Origin of the sequence: Acinetobacter sp. SCLZS86 (genome assembly GCF_021560715.1) — a bacterium.
In the GTDB taxonomy this organism is placed as follows: domain Bacteria; phylum Pseudomonadota; class Gammaproteobacteria; order Pseudomonadales; family Moraxellaceae; genus Acinetobacter; species Acinetobacter towneri_A.
Window position 1 is genome coordinate 1,859,588 of record NZ_CP090864.1, and the last position, 25,911, is coordinate 1,885,498.

A 25,911-nucleotide genomic window follows, 5' to 3' on the forward strand; every position below is an offset into this window, starting at 1 on the left:
ATTGAGCTTAAATATTGTCGTTACATTTTAATAGCATATAACTATGACTAGGCTACTGAACAGCCCAATTCTGCAACGCTGCTTTGCAAATATTCACATAAAGACTCGAGATAAACTATTTTGCTATAAATACAAAAACCCATGATCACATGGGTTTTTGTATTATTAAAATCAAATGCGATGAATAAATCAGCTATCAATTTTAATGTAAAGAAAACTTATACTGTTGTGCTTAGTCGATTTCTTTTAGGCACACTGCAGACAAAATTGGTATACCAAAACATGGAAGCAATAATAAAATCCAGTATTCAACGACAGTAGCTTCACCACTGATCATATTGATAAATATTCCACCAATGATTAATACCGCTGCAATTAAACCCAAAAAAATTCCAAAAAATCTTGCAGGCATTTTACGTCCTCTGAACAATCGAACAAAAGTGATAAATCTAGTATATACTTTATAATTAAATAAGATATGACTTTTTGATCAATTGATGGCTTAAATTTTATTAGGATTTAAACACCTGATTTAAAATGTTTTTTATAGAAAATCACAACAATATTCGATCAGACACATTTCCTAACAATAATAAAATCTTATTAAATATATAATATTATATTATATAGACTCAAAATAAATGAGTGTGGATGAATGAAAACACCAGATCAACTAATCACTGAAGCCAAAAGTGAAATTACAGAAATTAGCGTGCAAGAATTGCATGAAAAATATTTGCAACATCCCGATATTATTTTGATTGATGTACGAGAACCTGAAGAACATCAGGCTTGTGCAATAGACCGTGCAGTGAATTTTCCACGCGGCATGTTAGAAATGAAAATTGCACAACACCCTGTAGTAAACCACTATTGCGATGTTGAACGTGCCCTTACCAATCTGGCTGAACGAGATATTTACTTACTTTGTGGTACTGGTGCGCGTTCTGCACTTGCCACTCAAGCCTTACAAAGAATGGGTTTCGAGAAAGTCTATTCAATGCAAGGTGGTATGCAAGCTTGGCTGGAAGCAGGTTTTCCGACAGTTTCTTTTACAAGATGATACTAGGGTCTGTTGAATGCTTAAATAACGCTCAATATTAAGGTTAAATATTAATTAAAACTTCGTGTAATACTTCAATATTTATCATTGGCATTTTTGTTATAGTATTACATGAATAAATTGAATAAAAGATTGATACAGTGTTGATGATGTTGGGCAGATTGCTAGGATTATTTGCAATCTTGTTACAAGTCGCTGTGTTCCTACAGCCTTTATTGCCAGAGAAACAACATTTTTCCTCTGTCTGTGAAACTATTGCCCAAGCATTATTTTTAGAACGCACCGCACCCCATTCTTCGTATTCATCTACACACCATGAAACTGCGACTCATGTTGCATTGGAACTTGAAAGTTCACACGAACATGCATCATCTGAAGATGCGGCGCATACAGATCATGAATGTGAATACTGTCTAGTTTATAGTTTTGCACTACCATTATTTGAAAACAAACTCAGACCAATTTTAGTCCGAACGCAAATTCGGATTTTGTCTTTTAAAACATCGTTTACACCAACACTATTTCAAACTGAGCCGCTTTTTATTCTACCACAAGGTCGTGCTCCGCCTCGTTTTGACTCTTGAATTTTCTTATCATTTCTTACAGTGTTGCCATCTTTGCTTCACTCTAAAGTGTAAATTTTGCAGTATCAAATTTATGCAGCTGTAGGACAATACTTATTTTAATAACTCATTGACTTGTTTATTCGACCCTAAGGAGGAGATAACTATGCATCTGCTTCAACACAGTCATAATCATGTGAATCATACTGTAGAGCAAACGGCTTGTTTGGATTTAGCACAACAGATCATTAAAGTTCGACAAAAAATGAATATTTCGCAAACTGAACTTGCGGCAAAATTGTGTATCTCTGCCCGAACTTTAGAAAGTTGGGAACGTGGTGTCCGTCAACCGTCGAGTTCTGCTCAAGCATTGATTCGATTATTTATTAAATCGCCACAATTTGTGTTAGAAAACTTGGCATAAAGCACTTTATGATGATGAATTAAAGCAATGAAAAACAATAAAGAAGCTCCCAAGGGAGCTTCTTTGGTCAAAAGAGTTGAAGCATCATTTTGATGTACATATAGAATGAATACCCTTGCTGTTTCATAGCTATATATTCAAAAATAGAATAAAGATATGAATTTATATTCAAATACAAGAATACAACTTTTCAATATACTGCCGCATATATTGTTTTTACTCGATCTATATTCTCATGAAATATCTATCTTCTTTTATCTCAATTGCTGTTATCGCACCTTTGTTTTCAACATCTGCTTTTGCAACAACAGGATATTTCATGCATGCATATAGTGTGAAATCTCAAGGAAACGCAGGCACAGCCATTGCCAATTTTCAGGACAGTCTGACTATTGCAAGCAACCCAGCGGGTTTGAGCTGGTTAGATAAGCGTGTTGATGCAGGTTTAACTATTTTCTCTCCAGATCGTGAGTCTGAAATTACAGGAAATGGTTATGGAGCAAATGGTCAGTATGATGGCAATAGCCGTAAATACTTTGTAATTCCAGATGTAGGTTATGTTCACCCAGTGAATGAACAAGTCACTGCGGGTATTGCGGTTTATGGCAATGGTGGCATGAATACCAATTATAAAAATAATCCTTATGCAGTTTATGATAATACAGGAAGCGCAGGTATTTCATTAACCCAAGCCTTTATTTCACCTGCTTTATCTTGGAAATATGCAGAAAATCAATCTATAGCCTTGGCTGCAAATATTTTATATCAACGTTTTAGTGCACAAGGTTTTGCTGGTGATGTCTTTGGTGGTGCTTCGTCAAACGGTGCGGCAATTAGCGATCGTGGCAATGACGATTCATACGGCGTAGGTGCACGTATTGGCTGGTCGGCAAAACCAAATGATAAACTGACCCTTGGTGCAAGCTATTCATCTAAAATTAATGCCAGCCGCTTTAAGAAATATGAAGGTTTATTTGCCAAACAAGGTGATTTTGACGTACCTGAAAGCTATGGTGTAGGTTTAAATTATCAACTTACCCCTGCTTTATCAGTCGCGACAGATTACTTACGCATTAATTATTCAGATGTAGATTCTGTTGGCAATAAACTGGATCAATTATTCGCAAACAATAAATTTGGCACAACACAAGGTCCTGGTTTTGGATGGGATGACATCAATGTCTATAAAATTTCAGCGACTTATCAAGCCTCAGAAAAACTGACTTTACGTGCGGGTTATAGCTATAACGATCAGCCTGTTAAAAATGATCAAACCTTCCTAAATATTTTGGCACCAGGTGTGGTACAAGAGCATTTAAGTGTTGGTGCAACTTGGCAACTCGATGATCAACAAAATGTAAGTGTGGCTTATACACACGCACTCAAAGAAACAGTGCAAGGTAACAACTCTATCCCCGTTGATTTTGGTGGTGGCGAAGCCAATTTAAGCATGAGCCAAAATATTTTGGGCGTGTCATATAGTTTGAATTTTTAAATTCTACATAGCTTGAGTTTGAATAATAGCTTGCCATGATCTGAAAAGATGATGGCTTTTTTTACTTTGATTGTGATGAAGTTTTTCCAAAGTACGGCTTTTAGCTAGAAATAAGACCATGCAAAGCATAATGTTACAACATGCACTACTTTCTAAATGAATCCATAGAAAACAATCAAATTTCGATGCTTTTTATAACGATGAATTACACGAAAAACTCAGTAAAATTCAGCCAAATGACACAATAATTTTCACTTTTAACTTCGCAAATCATACATTTTCAACAGCTAAGCTCTTTGAGCTATGCGATATCATTTTTGAACCTGTGGGTTTAGATTTTATGGGCGATATTTTTTATGGCTGTGTGCTCACTAACACACCCGATCAATTGAATATTATCCATTTAAAAGCTTAAACCGCTCGATGTTCGACTCGTTAGAGAGCGAGCAACATTGACATGCTGGTTCACTAATTTAACCAAGATGCCGTAAAATAAGCTATTCACAGACTTACATTTAAATTACGCCTCAAACTAAAGGATTTCAACTGCATGAACATGACAGAAATCATGGCTGACCTATCTTCCCATACTCCAATGATGCAGCAATATTTAAGAGTGAAGATGGAGCATCCACATTCTTTAATGTTCTATCGCATGGGCGATTTCTACGAATTGTTTTTTGATGATGCTCACAAAGCTGCCAAACTTTTAGGCATAACCCTCACACATCGAGGTAAAACCAGCGGCAAGCCTATTCCAATGGCAGGCGTGCCCTATCATGCTGCCGAAGGCTATCTCGCTCGCTTGGTTAAAAAAGGCGAAACCGTGGTAGTTTGTGAGCAAATTGGCGAGGTAACAGGCAAAGGGCCTGTCGAGCGTGGAGTGGTGCGTATTATCACCCCTGGTACTCTCACCGATGATGCCTTGCTCAACAGTCATCAATCTTCCAATTTGGTTTCGTTATGCTTACAACAAAACCAAATTGGTATCGCATTACTAGATTTAAGTGCAGGAATTTTTAAAGTTCAGCAGATGGAGTATCTGCCTGAACAACTCACGATTGAACTTTCGCGTTTAATGCCGAGCGAAATTGTGGTCGATGAAGATATTGTCGATCCAAATATCATCGAACAGGTTAAAAAGCAGCTTGACTGCCCTGTGACCAAACGTCCGAATGTCGATTTCAACCTGAACAATGCGCAAAAAACGCTTTGTGATCAATTTGCTGTATCGACACTTTCAGGTTTTGGAATTGATCATTTACCCTTAGCCAAAGCCGCAGCGGCAGCGTTAATTCACTATGCCAAAGAAACCCAAAAAACGGCTTTGCCGCATATTCGCAGCATTCAATTAGAACAAAGCAGCGATTTTATTTCGCTTGATCCTGTAACCCGACGTAATTTGGAATTAGTCGAACCATTATTTGAACACGGGACTTCTTTATTCCAACTCATCAACGATTGCCAAACTGCCATGGGCAGCCGTTTACTGAGTCGTACCTTGATGCAACCTTTGCGTGATACGGTATTGTTAGATGCAAGACTAGATGCAATTCAAACCTTAATACAAGGTTATCATGAATCTCCAGTGCGTTTGGTATTGAAAGAAATTGGTGATATTGAACGCGTGCTGAGTCGTGTCGCGCTCGGTAGTGCACGCCCACGTGATTTAGTGCAACTGCGTCAAGCTTGTGCGCAAATTCCCTATATACGTCATGCCTTACAGCCCATTGTTTCTGCACAACAATCCACACTTATTCAAAACCTGAATGAAGAACTGGGCGATTTTCACGGGCTACATCAACGGCTAATGCAGGCAATTGTAGAAAATCCACCTGTACTATTGCGTGATGGCAATGTCATTGCAGAAGGTTTTGACAGTGAACTCGATGAACTCCGCAAAATACGTGATCATGCAGGGCAATTCCTGATTGATTTAGAAATCAAAGAACGCCAGGAAAGCGGTATCCCAACTTTAAAAATTGGCTACAACCGTGTCAGTGGCTACTACATTGAACTCACTCGCGCCCAAGCTGAGCAAGCACCTGAACACTACATTCGTCGTCAAACCTTAAAAAATGCAGAACGCTACATCACTCCAGAGCTTAAAAGTTTTGAAGATAAAGTCTTGTCTAGCGAGTCCCGTGCTTTAGCACGTGAAAAAATGCTGTTTGAAATGTTATTGGATGAATTACGCCAAGACATTGCTCAATTACAAATGATGAGCAGCGCGATTGCACAAATTGATTTGTTGGCTAACTTTGCCCATCAAGCACGTTTACGCAATTGGGCACGTCCTGAATACAGCCCTGAAATTGGAATTAAAATTACAGCAGGACGTCATCCTGTTGTGGAAGCTTTAAGCAAAACTGCATTTACACCAAACGATACTTTACTCGACTACAATCATCGTTTGGCAATTATTACTGGACCGAACATGGGCGGTAAATCCACGTATATGCGTCAAACTGCACTGATTGCCCTACTGGGCTATTGTGGCAGTTATGTGCCTGCCCAAACTGCCGTATTAGGCCCTATTGATCGCGTGTTTACCCGTATTGGATCTGCCGATGATTTATCTACAGGCAAATCGACCTTTATGGTAGAAATGACTGAAACTTCACAAATTTTACACCATGCAACCTCACAGTCTTTAGTTCTGATGGATGAGGTTGGACGCGGAACGAGTACCTACGATGGCTTATCTTTGGCGTGGGCATGTGTGTTGGATTTAAGCAAACGCATCAAATGTTTATGCCTATTTGCAACGCATTATTTTGAATTGACCGAATTAAGCAAAGAATCAGGGGTGGATAACTACCACGTGACCGCCAAAGAAATGAATGGCAACCTGATTCTCCTGCACAAAGTACAACAAGGCCCAGCCAGCCAAAGTCATGGTTTGCAAGTGGCAAAACTGGCAGGCATTCCAGCCAACGTCATTAAAGAAGCACAAAACCGCTTAAGAATTTTGGAAAAACAGCAGCACAAAAATGTCAATTTAGCCGTTCAAGATGACCTATTTGCACCAGCAACAAGCTCATCTGAACCTGAAGTAATTGAACGTGTAATCGAAGTAGAAAAGCCATCACCGGCTTTAGAGTTATTACGCAGTATAGATGTCGATAATTTAACGCCACGACAAGCGCTAGAACAATTGTATGCTTTAAAGGAACAATTGAACGCTTAGCCGCTGTTATTTCTACAATATTTGAGCTAAACAAAGACTCTCTAATTGAGAGTCTTTTTCATTTATAAGTTTTTTTGATGGTTTTATCCCCCTTTTATCAAATTTAGCAGCACTGTCTATATCAAATATCAGTAAAAGCGATTGTTAGTTGTGGTGATTTTTGCCTAAAATAGACTATTCTGAATTAGAACCATATTGTTAGGTAGCTGTCGCCATGACATTTGTTGTCACTGAAAACTGTATTAAATGTAAATATCAAGACTGCGTTGAAGTTTGTCCTGTAGACTGCTTCTACGAAGGTCCGAACTTCCTTGTGATTAATCCAGACGAATGTATCGACTGTGCATTATGTGAACCCGAGTGTCCTGCCAACGCTATTTTCTCTGAAGATGAGTTACCCGAAGGTCAGGAAATATTTATCGAACTAAATGCCGAACTTTCACAGACTTGGCCAAACATTACACAAATTGGTGATCAACCTGCTGACCGCGAAGAATGGAATGGCAAACCAGACAAATTACAATACTTAGAAAAGTAAATTCGTCTTGTTGTGAAAAAGATCAGCTCTGTGCTGATCTTTTTTTATACCTAAAACACACATTTGATTGCAATATTCTCAAATTTTTACCCGCATTTTCGATTAGAATACGGACACTTTAAATAAATATCTGATTTGCCTAATGAAGAAATTTTTCAAGGCGCTGTCTTCGTTCAGCATTGTTCCCGTTATCTTGGTGGCTTGTAGCTCAACCCCAAACAGAACAACAACGATTACCACGCCCGATGGAAAACGAATTTTCATTCCTCAAGAAAAAATCACCTACGAGCGTCAGGCAGCACCTAAAATTGTGCCTTATTCGTATAATGCATGGGTGGCAGTGAGTGACAATTTACGCCAAGTTCGTGAATATGAACGCTTCTTGGAACATAATGGTGTTGGCAATATTATTCCAAGTTTTGAATTAATGCGTACCGCACGTGACTGGCAACGCTGTGGACGTTCGCAGTTTATGATTCCAAGTCGTGAATTGTGGCAAAATCAGGTGCCTACCTTGCGTGTTTTTAAATATTTAGTCGCCTCTAAAGTCTTAACTGATTTTGAAGTTACTTCTGTCTATCGAGATTTACCACTGAATCAATGTGCAGGTGGAGCAAATTCTTCACGTCACTTATTTAACTCAGCCATTGATTTTAGAATTGGGCCAGAATTCCCGAATGCCGGAGACTTTGCCTACATTGAAAGCACCAAATACAGATTATGTCAGTTTTGGCACCAACATGGTCAAAGTTTAAACATGGGCTTAGGCTTATACGCTTCAGGACAAATTCATATTGATACACAGGGTTATCGAACTTGGGGACCAGATTTAAGCCGTCATTCATCTATGTGTAATTTCTAATTCAGTGTTGTTTAAAATGAATTCTTAAAGAGGTCAAATTGACCTCTTTTTTTATTGCGAAATAAATTATCACCTGCTCCATTCCGTGAATAAATTGCACTCTGAGCAGAAATGTTTACAATGCACACATCGCAACAAAGGTGAGCACGCTATGCAACAAATGTGGACGGATATCGATCACTATATCGAATCACATTTAATTCCCGAAGACCCAATTTTGACGCAAACTTTAGAGAATACCGATGCCAAAGGTTTTCCAGATCACCTTGCAGTTGCGGCAAATCAGGGCATGTTGCTGCAAATGCTCATTCAAATGAATCAATGCAAACGTGTGTTGGAATTGGGTACGTTCGCAGCTTATAGCACAATGTGGCTGGCACGCGCACTGCCTGAAGATGGTTATATACTCACGATTGAAGGACGTGATACCCATGCCGCTTTGGGACAGGAAAATATTGACCGCGCTAAATTAAAACAAAAGGTTGAATTAAAAGTTGGTCGTGCTGCAGATATTCTAAAAGCCCTACCAGAAGATACTGAAGCTTTTGATTTTATTTTTATTGATGCCGACAAACAAAGCTATCCTGAATATTTGGAGCTGAGTCTTAAACTTTCACGCTCAGGCACAATTATCTTTTTAGACAATGTCATTCGTGCAGGTGAAATTTTAAATCCAGACAATCACAAACCAAGCATTCAAGGGATTCGTGATATGTTCAAAGCCATGCAAAATCATCCACGAATTTTATCGTGTACAGCACTACAAACCGTAGGCAGCAAAGGACATGATGGCTTTGCTCTAGCGATTGTAAAGTAAAGTCCACACAAGGTTAAAAAACAACCTGATGCAATTTTACTTTATTTATTATAATTTTACATATACTGTCCATACAGTTATCCACAAATTATGCGGATAACAATGGACAGTCAGCAAGCATTTACATCAGTTCAACTAAACAATCTTTTGAAATGATCTTTTTTGAATCATTTAGGATTATTACTTAGCCACCAATAAAGGAACAGTTGAATTACGGAAAATATTAGTGGTAATGCTGCCTAAGAAAAATTGATGGATTTTACTGTGGCTAAATGCCCCCAGTACAATCAATTGGATACCATGTTCACGTTGATAATCTAAAATATTTTCAGCTACATCACCATAACGATATTCAACCACCACATCTAAACCCGCTGCTGTTAAAAAATCTGCAGGTTCATTTAAAAGTTCAGGATGATCGCCCACATAAAGCAAATGACATTGCAGTAATTTAAGCAAATCACTTTGTGCAATTCGCTTCATCATTTTGATGCAAGTTGGGGAATATTCATAAGCAAAAATAAAGCGGGTTGGTGCTTTAAAATGCTCTCCCACAGTCATCACGGTACAATTTGCACCACGAATAAAGTTTTCAACATTACTCCCTAAAGCCTTGTTCCGTTCAGCAGATTTTTCGCCCACGCGTCCAATCACCACAATATCGTCTTCATTCAACACACTGAAGCTTTGTTCTAAAAAGTCGCCTTTTTCTTGAATTTGAGTAGGTACAATGCCGAATTTTTCCTGAATCATATTGGAAATGTGCTGCAATAAGTTGTTGCTATAGTCGAGTGCTAATTCACTTTGTTTTTGTTCCAACTCGGCTAATTCTTTGAGTAACATCGCATTACTTTCAAAGCCAATTACGCCACTAATTTCCCCTAAATGATAACTGGCGGGGTAATAATCCAAAACTTGTAATAACACCAATTCACGTTGAGTTTGTGTTGCAATCCACGCAGCAGCTTCAGCAAGCGCATTAATACAAGGCGAAGAATCAATACAAGCAATTACACGTTTCATTGTTGCCTCTCTTACTGCCTTTTGCAGGCTATTTTTTAGTTGTTATTTTTAACTTAACACAACTCGTGTTGCAGTGACATGAAAAAATGTAATGAAGTTTAAAGATTTAGCCTTGCTGCATCGTACTCATTCACGATAACGAATCATTTTGGCAGGATTTCCCGCCACAATTTCCCGCTCCTGAACATCTTTAGTGACCATGCTATTCATCCCAACGACTGCGTGTGCCGCAATCTTCACCCCATCTTTAACACCAACATGCGCACCCAACCAAACATCCTTTCCAATTTCAATGCCTTGTGAACGCACTGCTTGCTGATAAATCGGCTGATCTAAAGCCATGCCATGATCAAACGCATATAAATGACAATAAGCTGCGATACGCACCTGATCATGAAGCTTAATTCCGACTCTGCCACCATCTAAAATACAATGATGATTAATCGCGACTTCATTTCCAATTTCCAAAGGGCCATGCAAAGTGCAATCGGCGGCAATAAAGGTATTATCGCCAATCCTGATTTGACGTCCTGGCTCTGCAAAAATATGTGCCAAAGGGGAAATAAAACAGTTTTTGCCAATCTCCACCGTTTCCATTGCCATTAAATAAGCTTGATATTCCTGCTGCCAAGCTTCTGCCCATGCACGATGTTTAGGTTTTAATGACCAATATAACCACGGCATGTAATTTAAACGGTGTTTATGCTGCTCACGGTATTTCGATAATGGGTCAGGTGAATTTGCTTCAGTCATCTTGATCATCCTCAAGGATTTTGAGCTGTTCACGCCCTCGGCTAATATCTTGTAGCTTTAGTGTTAAAGGTTCTATTTGATGGACTTGTATTAATGCCTTTACCAACACGCCTTCGGCGGTGTAGTCTTCGCTGTACTCAATCTGCTGACTATTCAGCTCGTATTGTAAAATTGCCCACTCATTAAAATGGCAGGCAAATTGCACGGTCTTTTTCTCAATCAGTTCTATTTTTTCTGCCAGAGCCAAACATTGCCCTGCACAACCGCCATAGGCACGTACCAAACCGCCTGTGCCCAATTTAATACCACCATACCAGCGATTCACCAAAACCAAAACATTGGTCAACTCATTGCCTTCAATCGTGGCTAAAATGGGACGCCCTGCCGTACCTGACGGTTCGCCATCGTCATTAAAACGTAATTGATGCCCAATTTTCCATGCCCAACATTGATGTGTGGTAGATGGATCACGCTGTTGTTCCAAAAACGTTTTTACCGCTTGCTCATTATCTGCAGGCACGGCAATTGCCTGAAATCGACTTTTTTTAATTTCTTCTTCAAAAGTGATGGGCGCAGCAATGGTAAATGGCATAACACTCCAAATCAATCAACCAGTTCAATGAAAACTTGATAATTATAACGTGTTGAGCGCTCTAACGTATTTAGAGTTATAGCGTATTTCAACTGATAACCACTATGAAAAAACCTTCTATCCTCAAAGGTATAGAAGGTTAAATAATGTTTACACGACTTTCTGTTCTGCAACTTATGCAGTAAGCATACGAAAACCAATAACGGTTAGAACATTCAAGCTTTAAACAAAAAAGTCTTCTCCCAAATAAACTTCACGTACAATTTCATTTTCAAGAATTTCTTGCGGTGTACCTTCGGCAATCACTGAACCTTCACTGACAATATAAGCACGTTCACAAATAGCTAAAGTTTCACGGACATTATGGTCCGTAATTAATACGCCAATATTACGATCTTTTAAGGTGCGGATGATATCTTTAATATCACCGACAGAAATTGGATCAACCCCTGCAAAAGGCTCATCTAACAACATAAATTTAGGGTCAGCTGCTAAAGCACGGGCAATTTCTGCGCGACGGCGTTCACCACCCGACACGCTCATCCCTAATGAATCTTTAATATGCGTAATTTTAAAATCTGCTAGCAATTCTGATAAACGCTGCTGACGTTGCTGTTTATTTAAATCTTTGCGAGTTTCTAAAATAGCCATGATATTTTCAGAGATGGTCAACTTTCTGAAAATAGAGGCTTCTTGTGGTAAATAGCCAATCCCCTTACGCGCACGCTCATGCATGGCAAGGTCTGATAAATCCAATTGATCTAAATGGATTTCCCCTTTATCCATGCGTACCAAGCCTACAACCATGTAAAAACTGGTGGTTTTACCCGCACCATTGGGCCCAAGTAATCCGACAATTTCACCACTTTTCATTTGAAACGAAACGTCTTTTACCACCCAGCGTTTATTGTAGTTTTTGGCTAAATGCTTAATACACAAAGTCTGCTGACCGTGCTGTATGCTGTCCTGTGTTGCGCTCATTTGATCCATTAATTACGCGCTCCTGGAAATGATTTTGAGCTTGAGGGTGGAATGACAATTTTTACACGCCCCGCATCCGAACCAGTTTTATTTGGTGTACCAATTGCTTCAACATCACCTTTGTTCATGCTATAGCGCAATGTATTACCACGAATACTGGCACCATCTTGTTCTAAAAGTGCACCACCCGATAAGGTAATAATGCCTGTTTCTGCATTGTAAACAATCTTTTGTGCTTGGCCTTTTGCTAGACCTTTAGCAGGATCGGTTTTTTGCTGAAATTGTGCAGGTCTACCCGTTGCCGTAATGACACTAATTTCTTTTTTACTGTTCAGATTAGCAACAATCGAATCTGCCTGAAGTTTCATGGTGCCCTGTTCAATCACCACATTGCCTGTATACGTGGTAACGCCAGTACGTTCACTAAAGGTCGCACGGTCTGCCAATAAAGTAATAGGCTGACTGCGGTCTGACGGAATTGCCCATGCACCTGCCGATGAAAGCATGGCCAAGCCCACAAGTGCTGCTTGTTTTATCAACGCTTTAGGAGCTGTAAGCTTAGATTTATGGTTCATACTTTCCTCGAATATTAAAAAATTCGTATTGCCCGTCATTTAAATTGGCTTTTAAACCCTGACTGATAAAATCAGCCTGTGGAGATTGTACAGTCACTTGTTTGTCGGTACTGATTTCACGTGTTTTAGGAAACACATTTAACTCGACTGTTTCAAGCGTCAGTTTGCCTTGAGCGAGTAACTTGGTTGCCAGCACTTGATCTGACAACACAACCTTTTCATTGTCATTAAAACCTTGAGCCTGTTTGGCGAAAAAAGTGGCGTCCACCGCACCCGCTTTATACATTGATGCATTTACATTTTCCAGCTTAGAGGTTTTTTGTTGCATGTCTTGCTCTAAACGGTCAATTTGTGCACGCACATATAAATTGCCCTGCTCATCTGTTTGGGTGAGATGAATTTGCTCTGCACTATAAGTCATAGAGCGGGCAGCGTCAGTTTCCAGTTTTTTGCCTTTACCGCTGTAATAGTAATAACCACCACTTACAGCTGCAATTGCAATCGCAGTAACGTATAAAACTTTAGTATCCATAAGTGGGGCTGTAACTCAAACCTTTGAATGTATGACTTAATTAATGAGGGATGCTGAGATATTTTTCAAGTAAGCTTTGGTACATACCTTTGGCAGTTAAAATCATATCGCAGATTTCACGTACCGCACCGCGCCCACCCATGGCCTGAGTGACTAAATCGGCACGACGACGCACTTCAATATGTCCATTTGGCACTGTGACTTTCATACCTGCAATCGAAAATGCAGAAAGATCAGGCCAGTCATCACCCATATAGAGACAGTCTGCTGGTGATAAACCCAACTTGTCGCAGGCTTCCTGCAATGCAGTGCCTTTATCTTCACGTCCTTGGTAGACCAAATCTACACCTAAATCAGACATGCGTTTTTCTACAATATGACTTTTACGACCCGTGATGATAATGACTTTAACGCCTGCTTGTTGTACCAGTTTCATGCCTAAACCATCTCGAATATCGAATGATTTAATTTCATCCCCGCTGTTGGTTAAGGTCACAAAACCATCACTTAGAATTCCATCGACATCTAAAACCAAAGCTTCAATATGACGTGCTTGCTCTAATAAAATATAAGATGCCATTGTTTAGTTTACCCCTGCTTGAATTAAGTCATGCATACTGATCACACCAATGACTTTATTAGCATCATCCACCACTACAAATTGATTGATTTTACGGTCTCGTAATTGTTCTAAGGCTTCAACTGCACGTGCTTCTTGTGAAATCGTTGCAGGATGTTGCGTCATCACTTGCCCAACTTGTAAATTCACATCAAAGCCCTGTTGCTTATCAATTAAACGACGTAAGTCACCATCGGTGAAAATGCCCAACAAGACATCATTTTCATCGACAATTGTGGTTAAACCTAGACGCTTGTTTGAAATTTCGTATAACACTTTATTCATGGGTGTATCTGGTGCAACTTTAGGTAATTCTGTACCTGTATGCATTAAATGTTTCACATGCAATAACAACCGCTTACCTAAAGCTCCCGCAGGATGTGAGCGAGCAAAATCATCGGCAGTAAAACCGCGTGCATCAAGTAACGCCACAGCCAATGCATCGCCTAGTGCTAAGGTTGCAGTCGTACTTGAGGTGGGTGCTAAGCCAAGTGGACAAGCTTCCTGAATATTGCCCAATGTCAAAGCGACATCGGCATTTTGTGGCATTGGGCCACGATCATCACCGCTAATGGTGATCAGTGGAACTTCTAGATGTTTGATGAGTGGCATCAACATCATAATTTCATCACTTTTGCCTGAATTGGAGATAGCAATTAAAACATCACCGCGTACCAACATCCCCAAGTCCCCATGCCCTGCTTCACCCGGATGCATAAAGAAAGATGGCGTACCTGTAGATGCAAAAGTCGCAGCCATTTTACGACCAATATGACCTGATTTTCCCATACCTGTGACCACAACACGCCCTTTACAATGCAACATAATTTCGCAGGCACGGCTAAAACGCTGATCAATTTGCGTGGCCAAGACTTGTAATGCTTGTTCTTCTATTCTTAAAGTGTCTAAGGCAACAGATTGGAAATCAATGGTATTTGACATGTTTGGCATTCAACGTCCAACTTAAATTGAGTGTTTTCTATACCTCAATAAAAGCGATTTATTGAAGTACATTTAATTTTCGCAATTTTAGCATATCTATGCAATTCTACACTTTGATTCTGCGTGTGTTTTTTGTTTTAACGCATTTTTGTATGCTGTTTTAATTAACTCGCTTTTTGACTCGAGTTTCAAATGAAAAACAATCATATTTGAGCTTAGGCTATTTATTTTATTGATTCAAAGTTGCAGATAAAGCTAAAGATAGAACTAACTCAGAAGCATATTTCAACGAAAATGCTCTAAAAATTATGGATCAAACCCATTTAAAAAGCTGGCTGCAAGCAAGCTATAACTAACAGGCATAAAAAAACGCTTATCTTTTGATAAGCGTTTTTTAAAATTTTGGAGCGGGAAACGAGACTCGAACTCGCGACCCCAACCTTGGCAAGGTTGTGCTCTACCAACTGAGCTATTCCCGCAATATGGAAGTGAAGTATAGAGAATTTCATACAACTGTCAACTCTCTATGCTCCTAAGTGCTCAATTAATCAGCACGACGCCACACCGTACCTTGACGAGTATCTTCCAAGACTACACCTTGATCGAGCAAAGATTGACGAATTTCATCGGCACGTGCGAAGTCTTTGGCTTTTTTCGCATCCTGACGTTGCTGAATGAAGTCTGCAATGGCTTGTTCAGATAGACCCAAAGCATCCTGACCAATATCAGACTTCAAGAATTCATCGACATCATGCTGTACCAAACCTAAAATATTGGTCAAATGACGCAAGGTCGAGTAATACACTGCTGCCTGATCTGCCTGCTGCTCTTTTACCGCACGGTTTAGCTCTCTATTGACATCAAACAGCACTGCAATTGCTTCGGCGGTATTAAAGTCATCACGCATTGCAGTATTAAAACGCGCAACCAATGCCTCATCTAACTGCTCAACCGTTTTCGCACCATACGCTTGTTGATAAGCCTTAAATGAGTGATAGAAACGTGATAAAGCAGTTTTAGCTTCTTTCAAGGCCACATCTGAGAAGTTTACAGGGCTACGATAATGCGATGACACAATAAAGTAACGAATCACTTCAGGATGGAACTTTTCCATCACATCACGAATGGTGAAAAAGTTACCCAATGACTTTGACATTTTTTCGCCATCGACATTAATAAAGCCAACGTGCATCCAATAATTTACATATTGTTCACCTGTTGATGCTTCAGACTGAGCAATTTCATTTTCATGGTGTGGGAACATCAAGTCTGAACCACCACCATGAATATCAAAATGATTGCCCAAGCAGCAAGTAGACATGGCAGAACATTCAATGTGCCAACCTGGACGTCCATTGCCCCACGGTGAAGGCCAAGATGGTTCATTTTCTTTGGCATGTTTCCACAAAACAAAGTCAAATGGATGGTTTTTATCGACTTCAACATCAACCCGCTCAGACGCGCCTGCCTGCATGTCTTCTAGCTTGCGGCCTGAAAGACGGCCATATTTGTCAAATTTTTCGACCTGAAAATAAACATCGCCATTACTTGCAGGATAAGCCGTCCCTTTATTGACCAAATTACCAATCATATTTTGCATTTGATCAATATATTCCGTAGCACGCGGCGCAGCATCAGGTTCAACGCAACCTAAGCTTGCCGCATCTTCATTCATGGCTTGAATAAAACGATCTGTTAAAGCTTGAATACTCTCGCCATTTTCATTGGCGCGTTTAATAATTTTGTCGTCAATGTCAGTAATGTTGCGTACATATTTCACATTCCAACCTTGACTGCGCAAAAAGCGAATGATGTAGTCAAATGCAACCATAACCCGCGCATGTCCTATATGACAGTAATCATAAACCGTCATACCACAGACATACATGTCGATATGTCCTTCTTTACGCGGAACAAATTCAACTTTTTTTCGTTGCTCTGAGTTGTATAGAACAAATGGTTGCATAGGTTTTCAAAATAGGGCTATTAAAAGATGCTTCATCTTAACCTAAGCATTATTTTTCATAAAGTTTTTCGATGTTTTTATTCTGTATGAGTCTGTGTGAAGAGAATATTGCAGATGATCCAAGCCTTCTCCCGAAGGAGAAGGAACTTTTTAATACCTTTACTTAGGTGTTTGCTGATCTTATGCGATTTTGCAAAACTTATTCAGCATCACGTTTTTGGACCAAAATCGCGCCCACTGAATAACCTGCGCCAAATGAACACAAGACACCATATTCACCATTCTCGACTTCATGTGCAGTACGGTGTAAGGCAATAATTACCCCTGCCGATGAGGTATTGGCGAACTCATCTAAAATAATAGGCACCAAACCAGGTTGTGCTGCTTCTTTGCCGACCACCAATTTCAAAATCAGTTCGTTCATACTGGCATTGGCTTGGTGCAACCAGAAACGCTTCACCTCGGTTGGCGCAATTTGATTCTTTTCCAGTTGCGCAGTGATCATTTTAGCGACTAACGGGCAAACCTCTTTAAAGACTTTACGACCATCTTGATGGAAGCGTTTGTCGTCAATATCTGCATTTTCACTCAGGTTTAAAAAACCGAAGTTATTGCGGATATTATTCGAAAACTGAGTGAACAAGTTCATGTCCAAAATTTCAAAACCTGCTTTGGTTTCTGTCTCTTCCAAAATTGAAGCAGTTGCTACATCACCAAAAATAAAATGGCAGTCGCGTGATCGGAAATCGTTATGACCTGAGGTAATTTCGACATTCACCAACAACACGCGACGCGCACCTGCTTTAATCGCATCATGCGCTTGCTTAATGCCAAAAGTCGCAGCAGAACACGCCACGTTCATGTCATAGGCATAACCCTGAATACCGAGCGCAGTTTGAATTTCAATCGCCACCGCAGGATAAGCACGTTGCAAATTCGAGCAAGATAAAATCACTACATCAATATCTTCTGCGGTGACACCTGCATTTTGCATGGCTTGTTTTGCAGCAATTACGCCCCATTCCGCTTGTAGCGAAATTTCATCATCGCCACGTTCACGTAAATTTGGACGTAAACGGTTAATGTCCAGAATACCTGTTTTTTCTGCTACATAACGACGTTTTACCCCAGAGGCTTTTTCAATAAAATCAGCACTAGAGCCACGACGTTCTTCAAGCTCACCTGCCGCAATTTTGTCAGCATTGAGCTGATTATACTGTTCCACATAAGCATTTAAACTTTCGACCAATTCTTCATTGGTAATAACATCTTCTGGATGATAAAGACCAGTACCTGTAATGCGAATGCCCATGTAAAACTCCTTCTAGAAATTACTTATATCTTAACTGATTCCAAGCTTTTCCCATACTTTTTGCAGCCGAGTTGCAGAAATTGGCATTTTGGTTTTCATGGGTTGAGAGAACAGCGATATGCGTAATTCTTCCACCATAAAGTACAATTCCTTGAGTCGGGCATCTTGTTTGTGTTTAAACAATTTGTCCATCCAAGGGTCAATTTGGGCGATGGCAGCATCGTCTCTTTGCAAGTTGTTGGGTAAGCGGTCTAAACGTAATAACAACGCTTTCAAATAGCGCGGATATTCGCTCCACACCTCTACAGGCTTGCTATACACAAAGTCTGCCAGATGCATTAAGTCCAGCTGATCTTCAATATCATCCATATTTTTGGCAAACACGGCTTCATCTAGCATAAGGAGCTGACGGCGGATGTCTTGCCAAGCAATATAAATTTCATTAAAGATACGCAGCGTGGTTTGACCATGACTGAGAAAAGTCTTTTTTACCTCAAGCTGCAAGTTTTGAAACTCTTCCAAGTTGACTGGCACGTCACAAATAATGCTTTGCAAGGTCGCATAGATCAACATTTGCTCAAGTTGTGCTTTATCACCCAAAGGTGAGTACGCCAAGGCCAATGGTTTGGCAATTTGCTTTTTCAATTGCCGTGATAAATCGCCTAATTGCACATGCAGCAAACGAATCACCCCTTCACGATGCTGATGAATCGCCTCGCGCTGATCATTAAAGGTTTGAATCACCACACCCGATTCATCTTTTTGTGAAAGTTCTGCAAAAGCTTTACTTGGTACCAACGCCTGATATTGCTTAACCACTACGCCCGTGACTTTTTGCGAGGCTTCAAATACAAATCGTTCAGGGAAGGTTTGGAATTCGCCGTGTAACTGTTTTACTGGACTGTGAGTTTCGGTACGGCAACGCGCTTTTAATTCAGATAAATCACGCCCTTGCTCAATCACCCGCCCTTTTTCATCCAGTACTTTAATGAACGGCAATAAATACGCATCTACTCGCTCAAAGCTAAAGTCTTTTTCGGTGATTTGTTCTGCGCGTAACTGGAATGCCAAAAAGCTAAAAATGTGCTCGCGTAAATTTACCGCATCAATGCGTTGCAACAGTTTGCGAGCTGTGTCTGGAATAGGCACCAAATGACGACGCTTATCTTTAGGCAAAGTCTTGAGCAAGGCTTCAATTAAATTTTCACGCCAACCCAGAACACCCCACGACCAGATATTTTCATCGACCTGTGCCAACGCTTGCACTGGAATTTTAACGGTTGCGCCATCTTCATCATGGCTGGGGTCAAAACGGTAACTGGCCGCCAAGCGCAGCTCACCATTACGCAAATAGTCAGGAAATTGCTGCGTGGTCGGACGATCATTCAGCCAAAGTGCATCATCTTCCACAAATAAATAACGTGGATTTTGCGGCTCTACTGTGGCACGCCAATCTTCAAAGGAACGACGGCTTGCAACTTCTGCAGGTACTTTGGCGGCATAAAATTGATAAATAGTTTCTTCATCAACCACTAAATCACGACGACGTAATTTATCTTCAACCCGTTCCACTTCTTCCAGTTTAAGCAGGTTGTGTTTTAAAAATGGTGGGGTAATGCCCAAGTTGCCTGTGGTTAAAGCATCACGTAAGAATATTTCATGGGCGGCTTCCTGATCGACCTTTTCGTAATTGACAGGACGTTTCGGCTCGATAATTAGACCAAACAGCGAAATCTGATCATAGGCATTCACCACGCCTGCTTTTTTAGACCAATGTGGTTCAAAATAGTGATGCTTCAGCAAATCTCGTGCGGCCAATAAAATCCATTCGGGTTCAATTTTTGCCAAAGTACGTAGATACACTTGCGAAGTTTCTACCATCTCAAATGCCATGACCCACGGTGTATTGGTTTTATGCAAAGTCGATGCAGGGAAAATTCGTGCTTTTTGTTGGCGTACCGCCATAAATACATTGCGCTCATCGGTTTTATTGGCAATAAAAGAAAGCAACCCTGTTAATAACGCCCGATGCAGATTTTCATAACTGGCTTTTTTCTCATTAAACGACAGTTTTAAGCCACGCGCCAAATCCACCAATTGTTCATGAGTTTTCTTCCATTCACGTAAACGCAACCAACTTAAAAAATGCTGACGGGCAAAAGTACGACGTTTGTTTTCACTCATGCCATCACGGTTTTCGTGCAAAGTTTCCCACAGTTTTAAATAGAATAAAAAGTCAGAATCTGCTTCACGGAACAGTGCATGTTTTTGATCGGCTTGCATTTGTTTGTCTGCAGGACGTTCACGCGGGTCTTGTACGGCCAATGCTGCCACAATAATCAGGACTTCATTTAACACCCCAAAATGTGCACCGCCTAAAATCATACGTGCCAATCGTGGATCAATCGGCATTTTTGCCATTTGCTGACCAATTTTGGTTAAGCTGCTGCCTTGAAGCTCACCTTTATTAGAGCTGGATTTAGCGGAAGTATTGGGATTAGAGTCATCCCCGTGTGTAGCAGAGCTACTCACTCCATCTAGAAGAGGGGCTTTACCCTTCTCAATCATCGCACCGAGTTCAATCAACAGTTTACGCCCATCATTGACTAAACGATGACCTGGCGGCTCAATAAAATCAAAATCTTCGAGCGTGCCTAAGCCCAAACTTTGCATTTGTAAAATGACCGATGCCAAGTTGGTGCGTTTAATTTCAGGTTCAGTAAACTCTGGGCGACTTAAAAAATCTTCTTCAGAATACAGGCGAATACAGACACCAGGCGCAATACGACCACAACGTCCTTTACGCTGATTTGCTGCTGCCTGAGATACTGCTTCAATCGGTAAACGCTGCACCCGTGAGCGGTAGTTATAACGTGAAATACGTGCAAAACCGCTATCAATCACATAGCGAATATTGGGTACAGTAAGTGCTGTTTCAGCAACGTTGGTGGCAATAATAATGCGACGTCCACCACCAGAAGGATTAAAGATTTTTTGTTGTTCCGCCAAAGCCAAACGTGCATATAACGGTAAAATTTCAGTATGACGTGGCCCGTGTTTATGTAAAGTTTCTTGCAGTTCCCGAATTTCCTGTTCGGTACTAGCAAAAATAAGAATATCGGCATGTTCGGGATGACCTTTTTCATGTGCATCGGCAAAGCATTCTTCTACCGCTTGAACCACTGCGCGTGGCAAGTTTTCTTCAAAGTCATCAAATTCATCATCATCACTCCCGCCAATGCTTAATTCTGAAATTGGACGATAACGCACTTCGACAGGATAGCTGCGACCTTCGACCTCAAAAATAGGGGCGCCATTAAAGTAATTACTGAAACGCTGCACATCTAAAGTTGCAGAGGTGATGATGACTTTTAGATCAGGGCGACGCGGCAAAAGTTGCTTTAAATAGCCCATAATGAAGTCAATATTTAAAGAACGCTCATGCGCTTCATCTATAATAATGGTGTCGTATTTATTTAAATAACGATCATTGGCAAGCTCTGCTAACAAAATACCATCGGTCATTAAACGGACAATTGAATCTTGCGAACCCTGTTCATTAAAACGAACTTTAAAGCTGATGGACTCACCTAACTTTTCGCCAACTTCTTCGGCAATACGCTGCGATACACTACGCGCAGCAAGACGTCGTGGCTGAGTATGACCAATTAACCCCGTTAAACCACGACCTGCCAACATTGCAATTTGTGGTAACTGTGTAGTTTTCCCTGAACCTGTTTCACCCGCCACAATAATGACCTGATGTTGCTGAATTGCAGTAATCAACTGTTCGGCAGATTGAGTCACGGGTAAATCTTGATTCAACTTAATGTTGGGAATGCGCTGTGCACGCTCCAACACTTTTAAATTAGATTTTTCAAATAATTCCTGATATTGCTTTGGATTGGCATCTTTGCCTTTTCGTAGTCGATTTAAACGATGACGATCACGCGCCAAAACGAGGTGGTCTACATTTAAATGACTCTGCACAGAATACGCTTCCTAACCAAAACACAAACGCGTATTTTACGCTGTAATGCCTTTAAGCGAAAGAACAGTGATTTAGAATGCGTATTTAAAAAGTTTTAAATCCCCCCTTGAATTTCAAAATAGCATCCCCATATAGATGTATGTTCACCAATTGCTTGAAATGGGTTGTATTTGAACCTGAAAAATAGGTTGTCATTCAATCATCATCATTTTAAGGCCTAATAAAGTCTCAATAATGCTGTGATGAAAGTGTACGCTTTTTACATAGTCATTTGTTTTTCCGATGCTAGTAATGTAAAAATACCATTTCAGCAATAAAACAAAATTAGATACTCTATTGCTAACGAAATACAAACCTTAATCATGGAGACAATGATGAGCTTAATTAATACTGAAGTTAAACCATTTAAAGCAAATGCATACCACAACGGTCAATTCATTGAAGTAACTGAAGCTGACCTTAAAGGCAAATGGTCTGTTGTATTCTTCTATCCAGCTGACTTTACATTCGTTTGCCCTACTGAGCTTGGTGACCTTGCAGACAACTACGCAGAATTCCAAAAATTAGGCGTTGAAATCTATGCAGTTTCTACTGACACTCATTTCACGCATAAAGCTTGGCACGATTCTTCAGAAGAAATCAAAAAAATTCAATACGTAATGGTTGGCGACCCAACTTGGACGCTTTCTAAAAACTTTGAAGTATTAATCGAAGCTGATGGTCTTGCTGATCGTGGTACTTTCGTTATCGATCCAGAAGGCAAAATCCAAATCATCGAAATTAATGCTGGTGGTATCGGCCGTGATGCTCAAGAACTTCTTCGTAAAGTTAAAGCAGCTCAGTACGTTCACACTCACCCAGGTGAAGTATGCCCAGCTAAATGGAAAGAAGGTGATGCAACTTTAGCACCATCTATCGACCTAGTAGGTAAAATCTAAGTTTTAGATTAGACCACTAAAAAAAACCACGCATATTTTGCGTGGTTTTTTTTAATCAGAACATCACCCTTTTCTACCTTATTTATTCATATTTCATCTCTAGAATAGAAAATGTAAAAACATTACAACACTACAATCGAATCTGTACCGGTAACAGTTATGAGATTTATTTTTGAGGGCTGTTCTATGAAAAAATTATTTTTACTTTCAACATTAATAGCATTTTCAGTGCCAGCTTTAGCTGATTTCAACTGTAATGGCAGCATTAAAAATCGAACTATTGATGATAATGTCAAAGTGCATAAACAATGTGTTCTTGATCATGTGACTATTAAGGGCAACCTAATGTTGCATTCCAACTCACATACGGCAATTAAAAATAGTACGATTGATGGCAATTTAGAATCTAAAGGAAACTTTAGTCAGGTTAATGCACATGCCAACCGCATTGATGGCAATATCCAACTCGAAGATGGGCGTAACATCCAACTCACGTCAAACCGTGTAAATGGCAATATTCAACTTAAAGATAATTCAGGCTCAATCGTTGTAAAAAATAACCGCGTGAATGGCAATTTAGAATGTGAAGATAACCGCGTAAAACCGACTGGCGGCACAAACCGTGTTTCTGGTGACAAAGAAGATCAATGTCGTCATCTATAAAATCTAGTCTTTCAATCATTTTATTTAAATGAATGACTATTCACGTGCAAAGCATAAACACCACATCCTAAATGTGGTGTTTTATTTCGCTTCATAATAGTTTTGTCGTTTTTGGCACGTTTAGGTTGCGCAAAAAACTTATATTCAAAAGTTACAATTCTGTAATACTTTTTAGTAAGCACTTCACTTATGTTCAAAATAAGCAGAATTATTCTGTGAAAAATAATATAAAAAATAAAGGAGTTGCTTATGGGTAAAACACTTGCCGTGACATCCTGGACATACAGTGCATCTTCACGTTATTTAAAAATATTTTACGAAAATGGCTCTGGGGATTTATTCCATCCTGTACCACAATTTATTTACGACAACTTATTAAGACGCAGTGATAAAGCAGCTTTTGTGAGTAAATATTTAGCATACGATTTAAGCTTTAACCGTATTTCCATTCAATAATTGATCTTATTAAACTTTGAGCATCCACATTGAACGATCCAATCTAAAAATAGATTGGATCATTTTAAATAGGTAAATGACTTCAAATATTAATGCACTTCCTGAATCAATTTAAAGCGTTCCTGTTCACGGTCGTCATCCAAAGTAATACTCTCCGTGAACATATCAAGTGGTCTGACCCAAATAGAATAATCGCCATATAAGCATTGATAAACCACCAATTTCTCTTGAGTTTCACTGTGTGTTGCCACATGCAGTACTTGATACAACTGCCCTTTATAATGTTGATAAATCCCTTTTTTAAGCATTTTACAATCCCAATCTTACAGAATGGCATTACTGTACAATAAAAACTGTAACCATTCTTAAGATTTCACCTTATCAGAAAAAATGGATCGCATCGGCATATTTTTCTCTAATTTATCGTTCTAATCTACACAACAAAAAAATATCTAAACCCATTACATTATTTGAACAATTTTTAGCTTCAACTTGATTTTTTTTTGGTTATATTCGCTATATCCCATCTTAAGTGGATGTAAATAAAGGACACATGATAATGAATAAACTACTTATTGCTTTAGGTCTTGCTGCTACTGTAGCACTTGTAGGTTGTGCAAAAGAAAAAGCACCAGAAACAGGTGCAACTACGGGTGAACACTTAGAAAACGCTGCAGCTCAAGCTGCACATGATGCTGAAGATGCAACTCATGAAGCTGCTGCTGCTACAGCAACAGCTGTAGATAATGCAGCGCAAGCAACTGAAAATGCCGTACACAGTGTTGCAACTGCGACAGAAAATGCAGCTGATGCGACTGTACAAGCCACTAAAGATGCAACTGCTGCGACTGCAGGTGCAGTTGAACAAGGTGCTGCAAACGTGAAAGAAAAAGCACAACAATAATTTTATTCTTTAAAACAAAAACTCCTGAGGATGTCTCAGGAGTTTTTATTTAACACGATTTAAACAATACACCCAAATCCTACCGAAATTACAATGCAGCTTTTAAATTACAACCATAACCCATGGTCTGTTGGACTTGGCGGTAACTGGTATAACGATTCAAAATAAAATCATAATAAGATTCGGCATTGTCAAAATTTGCAACCAAATTTTCCTGCTCTGCACGCGCTAATTTTACATCTTTAAGTAAATCTAGATTGTAATGTCCTAAGCGATATAACTCAGCAAAATAACCATTCATCATATCGCAATAAGCAATTTTAGTCGGCTTTAATGCTGTACTGGCGACCAAATGCTGATTCAAAGTTTGTAAATTGTTCACATCTAAAGGGAATTGATGTGCAAATGCGATGCTTTCCACTTGCTTAAATTGTTTGAAGTCTTGCGCCAATTTGGCATTTAAAGCATCTATACGTTGCTGCAATGCAGTCGCATCCTCAACCTGATATTGCTTTGGATCAATTTTTACTTGAGTTTCCTGTGGATTGCTACACGCAATTAATCCACACACTACAAGCAAACTGCTATAAACGAAAGGCTTCATTAATTTACTCATCAATTCATACATCAAGCTTATTATGCCTGAAAGCCTCTGCAAATTTTATGATATTGCTCATCTTAATATTTCATAAGTAAATGACGTATATGATTT

General features: G+C 39.6%; 26 protein-coding genes and 1 tRNA gene. 12 read left to right on the forward strand and 15 right to left on the reverse strand.

What is annotated here, in order from left to right:
* Positions 1-232: 232 nt before the first annotated feature.
* The gene (locus tag LZP46_RS08935; protein WP_019838006.1) at positions 233-412 is read right to left on the reverse strand and encodes a hypothetical protein; all 180 of its coding nucleotides are present in this window, start codon (positions 410-412) and stop codon (positions 233-235) included.
* Between the two features lie 243 nt (positions 413-655).
* On the opposite strand from LZP46_RS08935, the gene LZP46_RS08940 reads away from it, so the two are divergent.
* The 8 genes from LZP46_RS08940 to LZP46_RS08975 all read left to right on the forward strand — a co-directional run bounded on the left by LZP46_RS08940 (position 656) and on the right by LZP46_RS08975 (position 8,952).
* The gene (locus LZP46_RS08940) at positions 656-1,063 is read left to right on the forward strand and encodes a rhodanese-like domain-containing protein (protein ID WP_096900921.1); all 408 of its coding nucleotides are present in this window, start codon (positions 656-658) and stop codon (positions 1,061-1,063) included.
* A 149-nt stretch (positions 1,064-1,212) separates the two neighbouring features.
* On the forward strand, positions 1,213-1,647 hold the full coding sequence (locus tag LZP46_RS08945; RefSeq protein ID WP_096900944.1) for a DUF2946 family protein: 435 nt from the start codon (positions 1,213-1,215) through the stop codon (positions 1,645-1,647).
* A 145-nt stretch (positions 1,648-1,792) separates the two neighbouring features.
* Positions 1,793-2,050, forward strand: coding sequence for a helix-turn-helix domain-containing protein (locus tag LZP46_RS08950; protein ID WP_004973099.1), 258 nt, complete (start codon positions 1,793-1,795; stop codon positions 2,048-2,050).
* A 235-nt stretch (positions 2,051-2,285) separates the two neighbouring features.
* Entirely contained in the window at positions 2,286-3,545 is a 1,260-nt protein-coding gene (locus tag LZP46_RS08955; RefSeq protein WP_178319162.1) for an OmpP1/FadL family transporter, read from the forward strand.
* 550 nt (positions 3,546-4,095) lie between these two features.
* Complete coding sequence (gene mutS / locus LZP46_RS08960) at positions 4,096-6,735, forward strand: DNA mismatch repair protein MutS (protein ID WP_236093625.1); 2,640 nt, start codon at positions 4,096-4,098, stop codon at positions 6,733-6,735.
* A 214-nt stretch (positions 6,736-6,949) separates the two neighbouring features.
* Positions 6,950-7,273: a ferredoxin FdxA gene (gene fdxA / locus LZP46_RS08965; protein WP_070152070.1), complete on the forward strand. Its 324-nt coding sequence runs from the start codon at positions 6,950-6,952 to the stop codon at positions 7,271-7,273.
* 142 nt (positions 7,274-7,415) lie between these two features.
* Entirely contained in the window at positions 7,416-8,135 is a 720-nt protein-coding gene (locus LZP46_RS08970; protein WP_236093626.1) for a D-Ala-D-Ala carboxypeptidase family metallohydrolase, read from the forward strand.
* Positions 8,136-8,286: 151 nt separating this feature from the next.
* Positions 8,287-8,952: an O-methyltransferase gene (locus LZP46_RS08975; protein WP_236093627.1), complete on the forward strand. Its 666-nt coding sequence runs from the start codon at positions 8,287-8,289 to the stop codon at positions 8,950-8,952.
* A gap of 180 nt (positions 8,953-9,132) precedes the next feature.
* On the opposite strand, the gene LZP46_RS08980 is transcribed toward LZP46_RS08975, so the two are convergent.
* The 12 genes from LZP46_RS08980 to LZP46_RS09035 form a co-directional block, all read right to left on the reverse strand.
* Positions 9,133-9,975: a universal stress protein gene (locus LZP46_RS08980; protein ID WP_236093628.1), complete on the reverse strand. Its 843-nt coding sequence runs from the start codon at positions 9,973-9,975 to the stop codon at positions 9,133-9,135.
* A gap of 126 nt (positions 9,976-10,101) precedes the next feature.
* A complete protein-coding gene (locus tag LZP46_RS08985; protein WP_236093629.1) occupies positions 10,102-10,728 on the reverse strand; it encodes an acyltransferase in 627 nt (208 codons plus the stop codon).
* Entirely contained in the window at positions 10,721-11,320 is a 600-nt protein-coding gene (locus LZP46_RS08990; RefSeq protein WP_236093630.1) for an IMPACT family protein, read from the reverse strand. Before LZP46_RS08990 ends, LZP46_RS08985 begins: the two co-directional genes overlap by 8 nt.
* Positions 11,321-11,542: 222 nt before the next feature.
* Positions 11,543-12,301: an LPS export ABC transporter ATP-binding protein gene (gene lptB, locus LZP46_RS08995; protein ID WP_236095198.1), complete on the reverse strand. Its 759-nt coding sequence runs from the start codon at positions 12,299-12,301 to the stop codon at positions 11,543-11,545.
* Between the two features lie 8 nt (positions 12,302-12,309).
* The gene (gene lptA, locus LZP46_RS09000) at positions 12,310-12,876 is read right to left on the reverse strand and encodes a lipopolysaccharide transport periplasmic protein LptA (RefSeq protein WP_236093631.1); all 567 of its coding nucleotides are present in this window, start codon (positions 12,874-12,876) and stop codon (positions 12,310-12,312) included.
* A complete protein-coding gene (gene lptC, locus LZP46_RS09005; protein WP_236093632.1) occupies positions 12,866-13,408 on the reverse strand; it encodes an LPS export ABC transporter periplasmic protein LptC in 543 nt (180 codons plus the stop codon). Before lptC ends, lptA begins: the two co-directional genes overlap by 11 nt.
* Before the next feature lie 40 nt (positions 13,409-13,448).
* Positions 13,449-13,988 carry a KdsC family phosphatase gene (locus tag LZP46_RS09010; RefSeq protein WP_236093633.1) on the reverse strand — a complete coding sequence of 180 codons (540 nt, stop codon included), beginning with the start codon at positions 13,986-13,988 and terminating at the stop codon, positions 13,449-13,451.
* A 3-nt stretch (positions 13,989-13,991) separates the two neighbouring features.
* On the reverse strand, positions 13,992-14,969 hold the full coding sequence (locus LZP46_RS09015) for a KpsF/GutQ family sugar-phosphate isomerase (protein ID WP_004973067.1): 978 nt from the start codon (positions 14,967-14,969) through the stop codon (positions 13,992-13,994).
* A 403-nt stretch (positions 14,970-15,372) separates the two neighbouring features.
* Positions 15,373-15,448: transfer RNA gene (locus tag LZP46_RS09020), tRNA-Gly, on the reverse strand.
* 65 nt (positions 15,449-15,513) lie between these two features.
* Positions 15,514-16,935, reverse strand: a complete 1,422-nt coding sequence (gene cysS / locus LZP46_RS09025; RefSeq protein WP_236093634.1) for a cysteine--tRNA ligase — start codon at positions 16,933-16,935, stop codon at positions 15,514-15,516.
* Between the two features lie 199 nt (positions 16,936-17,134).
* The gene (locus LZP46_RS09030) at positions 17,135-18,247 is read right to left on the reverse strand and encodes a beta-ketoacyl-ACP synthase III (protein ID WP_236093635.1); all 1,113 of its coding nucleotides are present in this window, start codon (positions 18,245-18,247) and stop codon (positions 17,135-17,137) included.
* A gap of 30 nt (positions 18,248-18,277) precedes the next feature.
* A complete protein-coding gene (locus LZP46_RS09035) occupies positions 18,278-22,237 on the reverse strand; it encodes a DUF3418 domain-containing protein (RefSeq protein ID WP_236093636.1) in 3,960 nt (1,319 codons plus the stop codon).
* 375 nt (positions 22,238-22,612) lie between these two features.
* Here LZP46_RS09035 and ahpC point away from each other — a divergent pair, with 375 nt between their 5' ends.
* From ahpC to LZP46_RS09050, 3 genes are all read left to right on the forward strand, one after another.
* Positions 22,613-23,176, forward strand: coding sequence for an alkyl hydroperoxide reductase subunit C (gene ahpC / locus LZP46_RS09040; RefSeq protein WP_070152104.1), 564 nt, complete (start codon positions 22,613-22,615; stop codon positions 23,174-23,176).
* Positions 23,177-23,362: 186 nt separating this feature from the next.
* Complete coding sequence (locus tag LZP46_RS09045) at positions 23,363-23,839, forward strand: hypothetical protein (RefSeq protein ID WP_004973055.1); 477 nt, start codon at positions 23,363-23,365, stop codon at positions 23,837-23,839.
* Between the two features lie 249 nt (positions 23,840-24,088).
* Positions 24,089-24,295, forward strand: a complete 207-nt coding sequence (locus tag LZP46_RS09050; protein ID WP_004973053.1) for a hypothetical protein — start codon at positions 24,089-24,091, stop codon at positions 24,293-24,295.
* Between the two features lie 89 nt (positions 24,296-24,384).
* Here the strand turns inward: LZP46_RS09050 and LZP46_RS09055 are convergent, their stop codons facing one another.
* On the reverse strand, positions 24,385-24,603 hold the full coding sequence (locus tag LZP46_RS09055) for a DUF1653 domain-containing protein (RefSeq protein ID WP_180064588.1): 219 nt from the start codon (positions 24,601-24,603) through the stop codon (positions 24,385-24,387).
* Between the two features lie 251 nt (positions 24,604-24,854).
* Here LZP46_RS09055 and LZP46_RS09060 point away from each other — a divergent pair, with 251 nt between their 5' ends.
* Entirely contained in the window at positions 24,855-25,199 is a 345-nt protein-coding gene (locus LZP46_RS09060) for a hypothetical protein (RefSeq protein WP_236093637.1), read from the forward strand.
* An 88-nt stretch (positions 25,200-25,287) separates the two neighbouring features.
* On the opposite strand, the gene LZP46_RS09065 is transcribed toward LZP46_RS09060, so the two are convergent.
* Positions 25,288-25,803, reverse strand: a complete 516-nt coding sequence (locus LZP46_RS09065; protein ID WP_236093638.1) for a hypothetical protein — start codon at positions 25,801-25,803, stop codon at positions 25,288-25,290.
* Between the last annotated feature and the right edge of the window lie 108 nt (positions 25,804-25,911).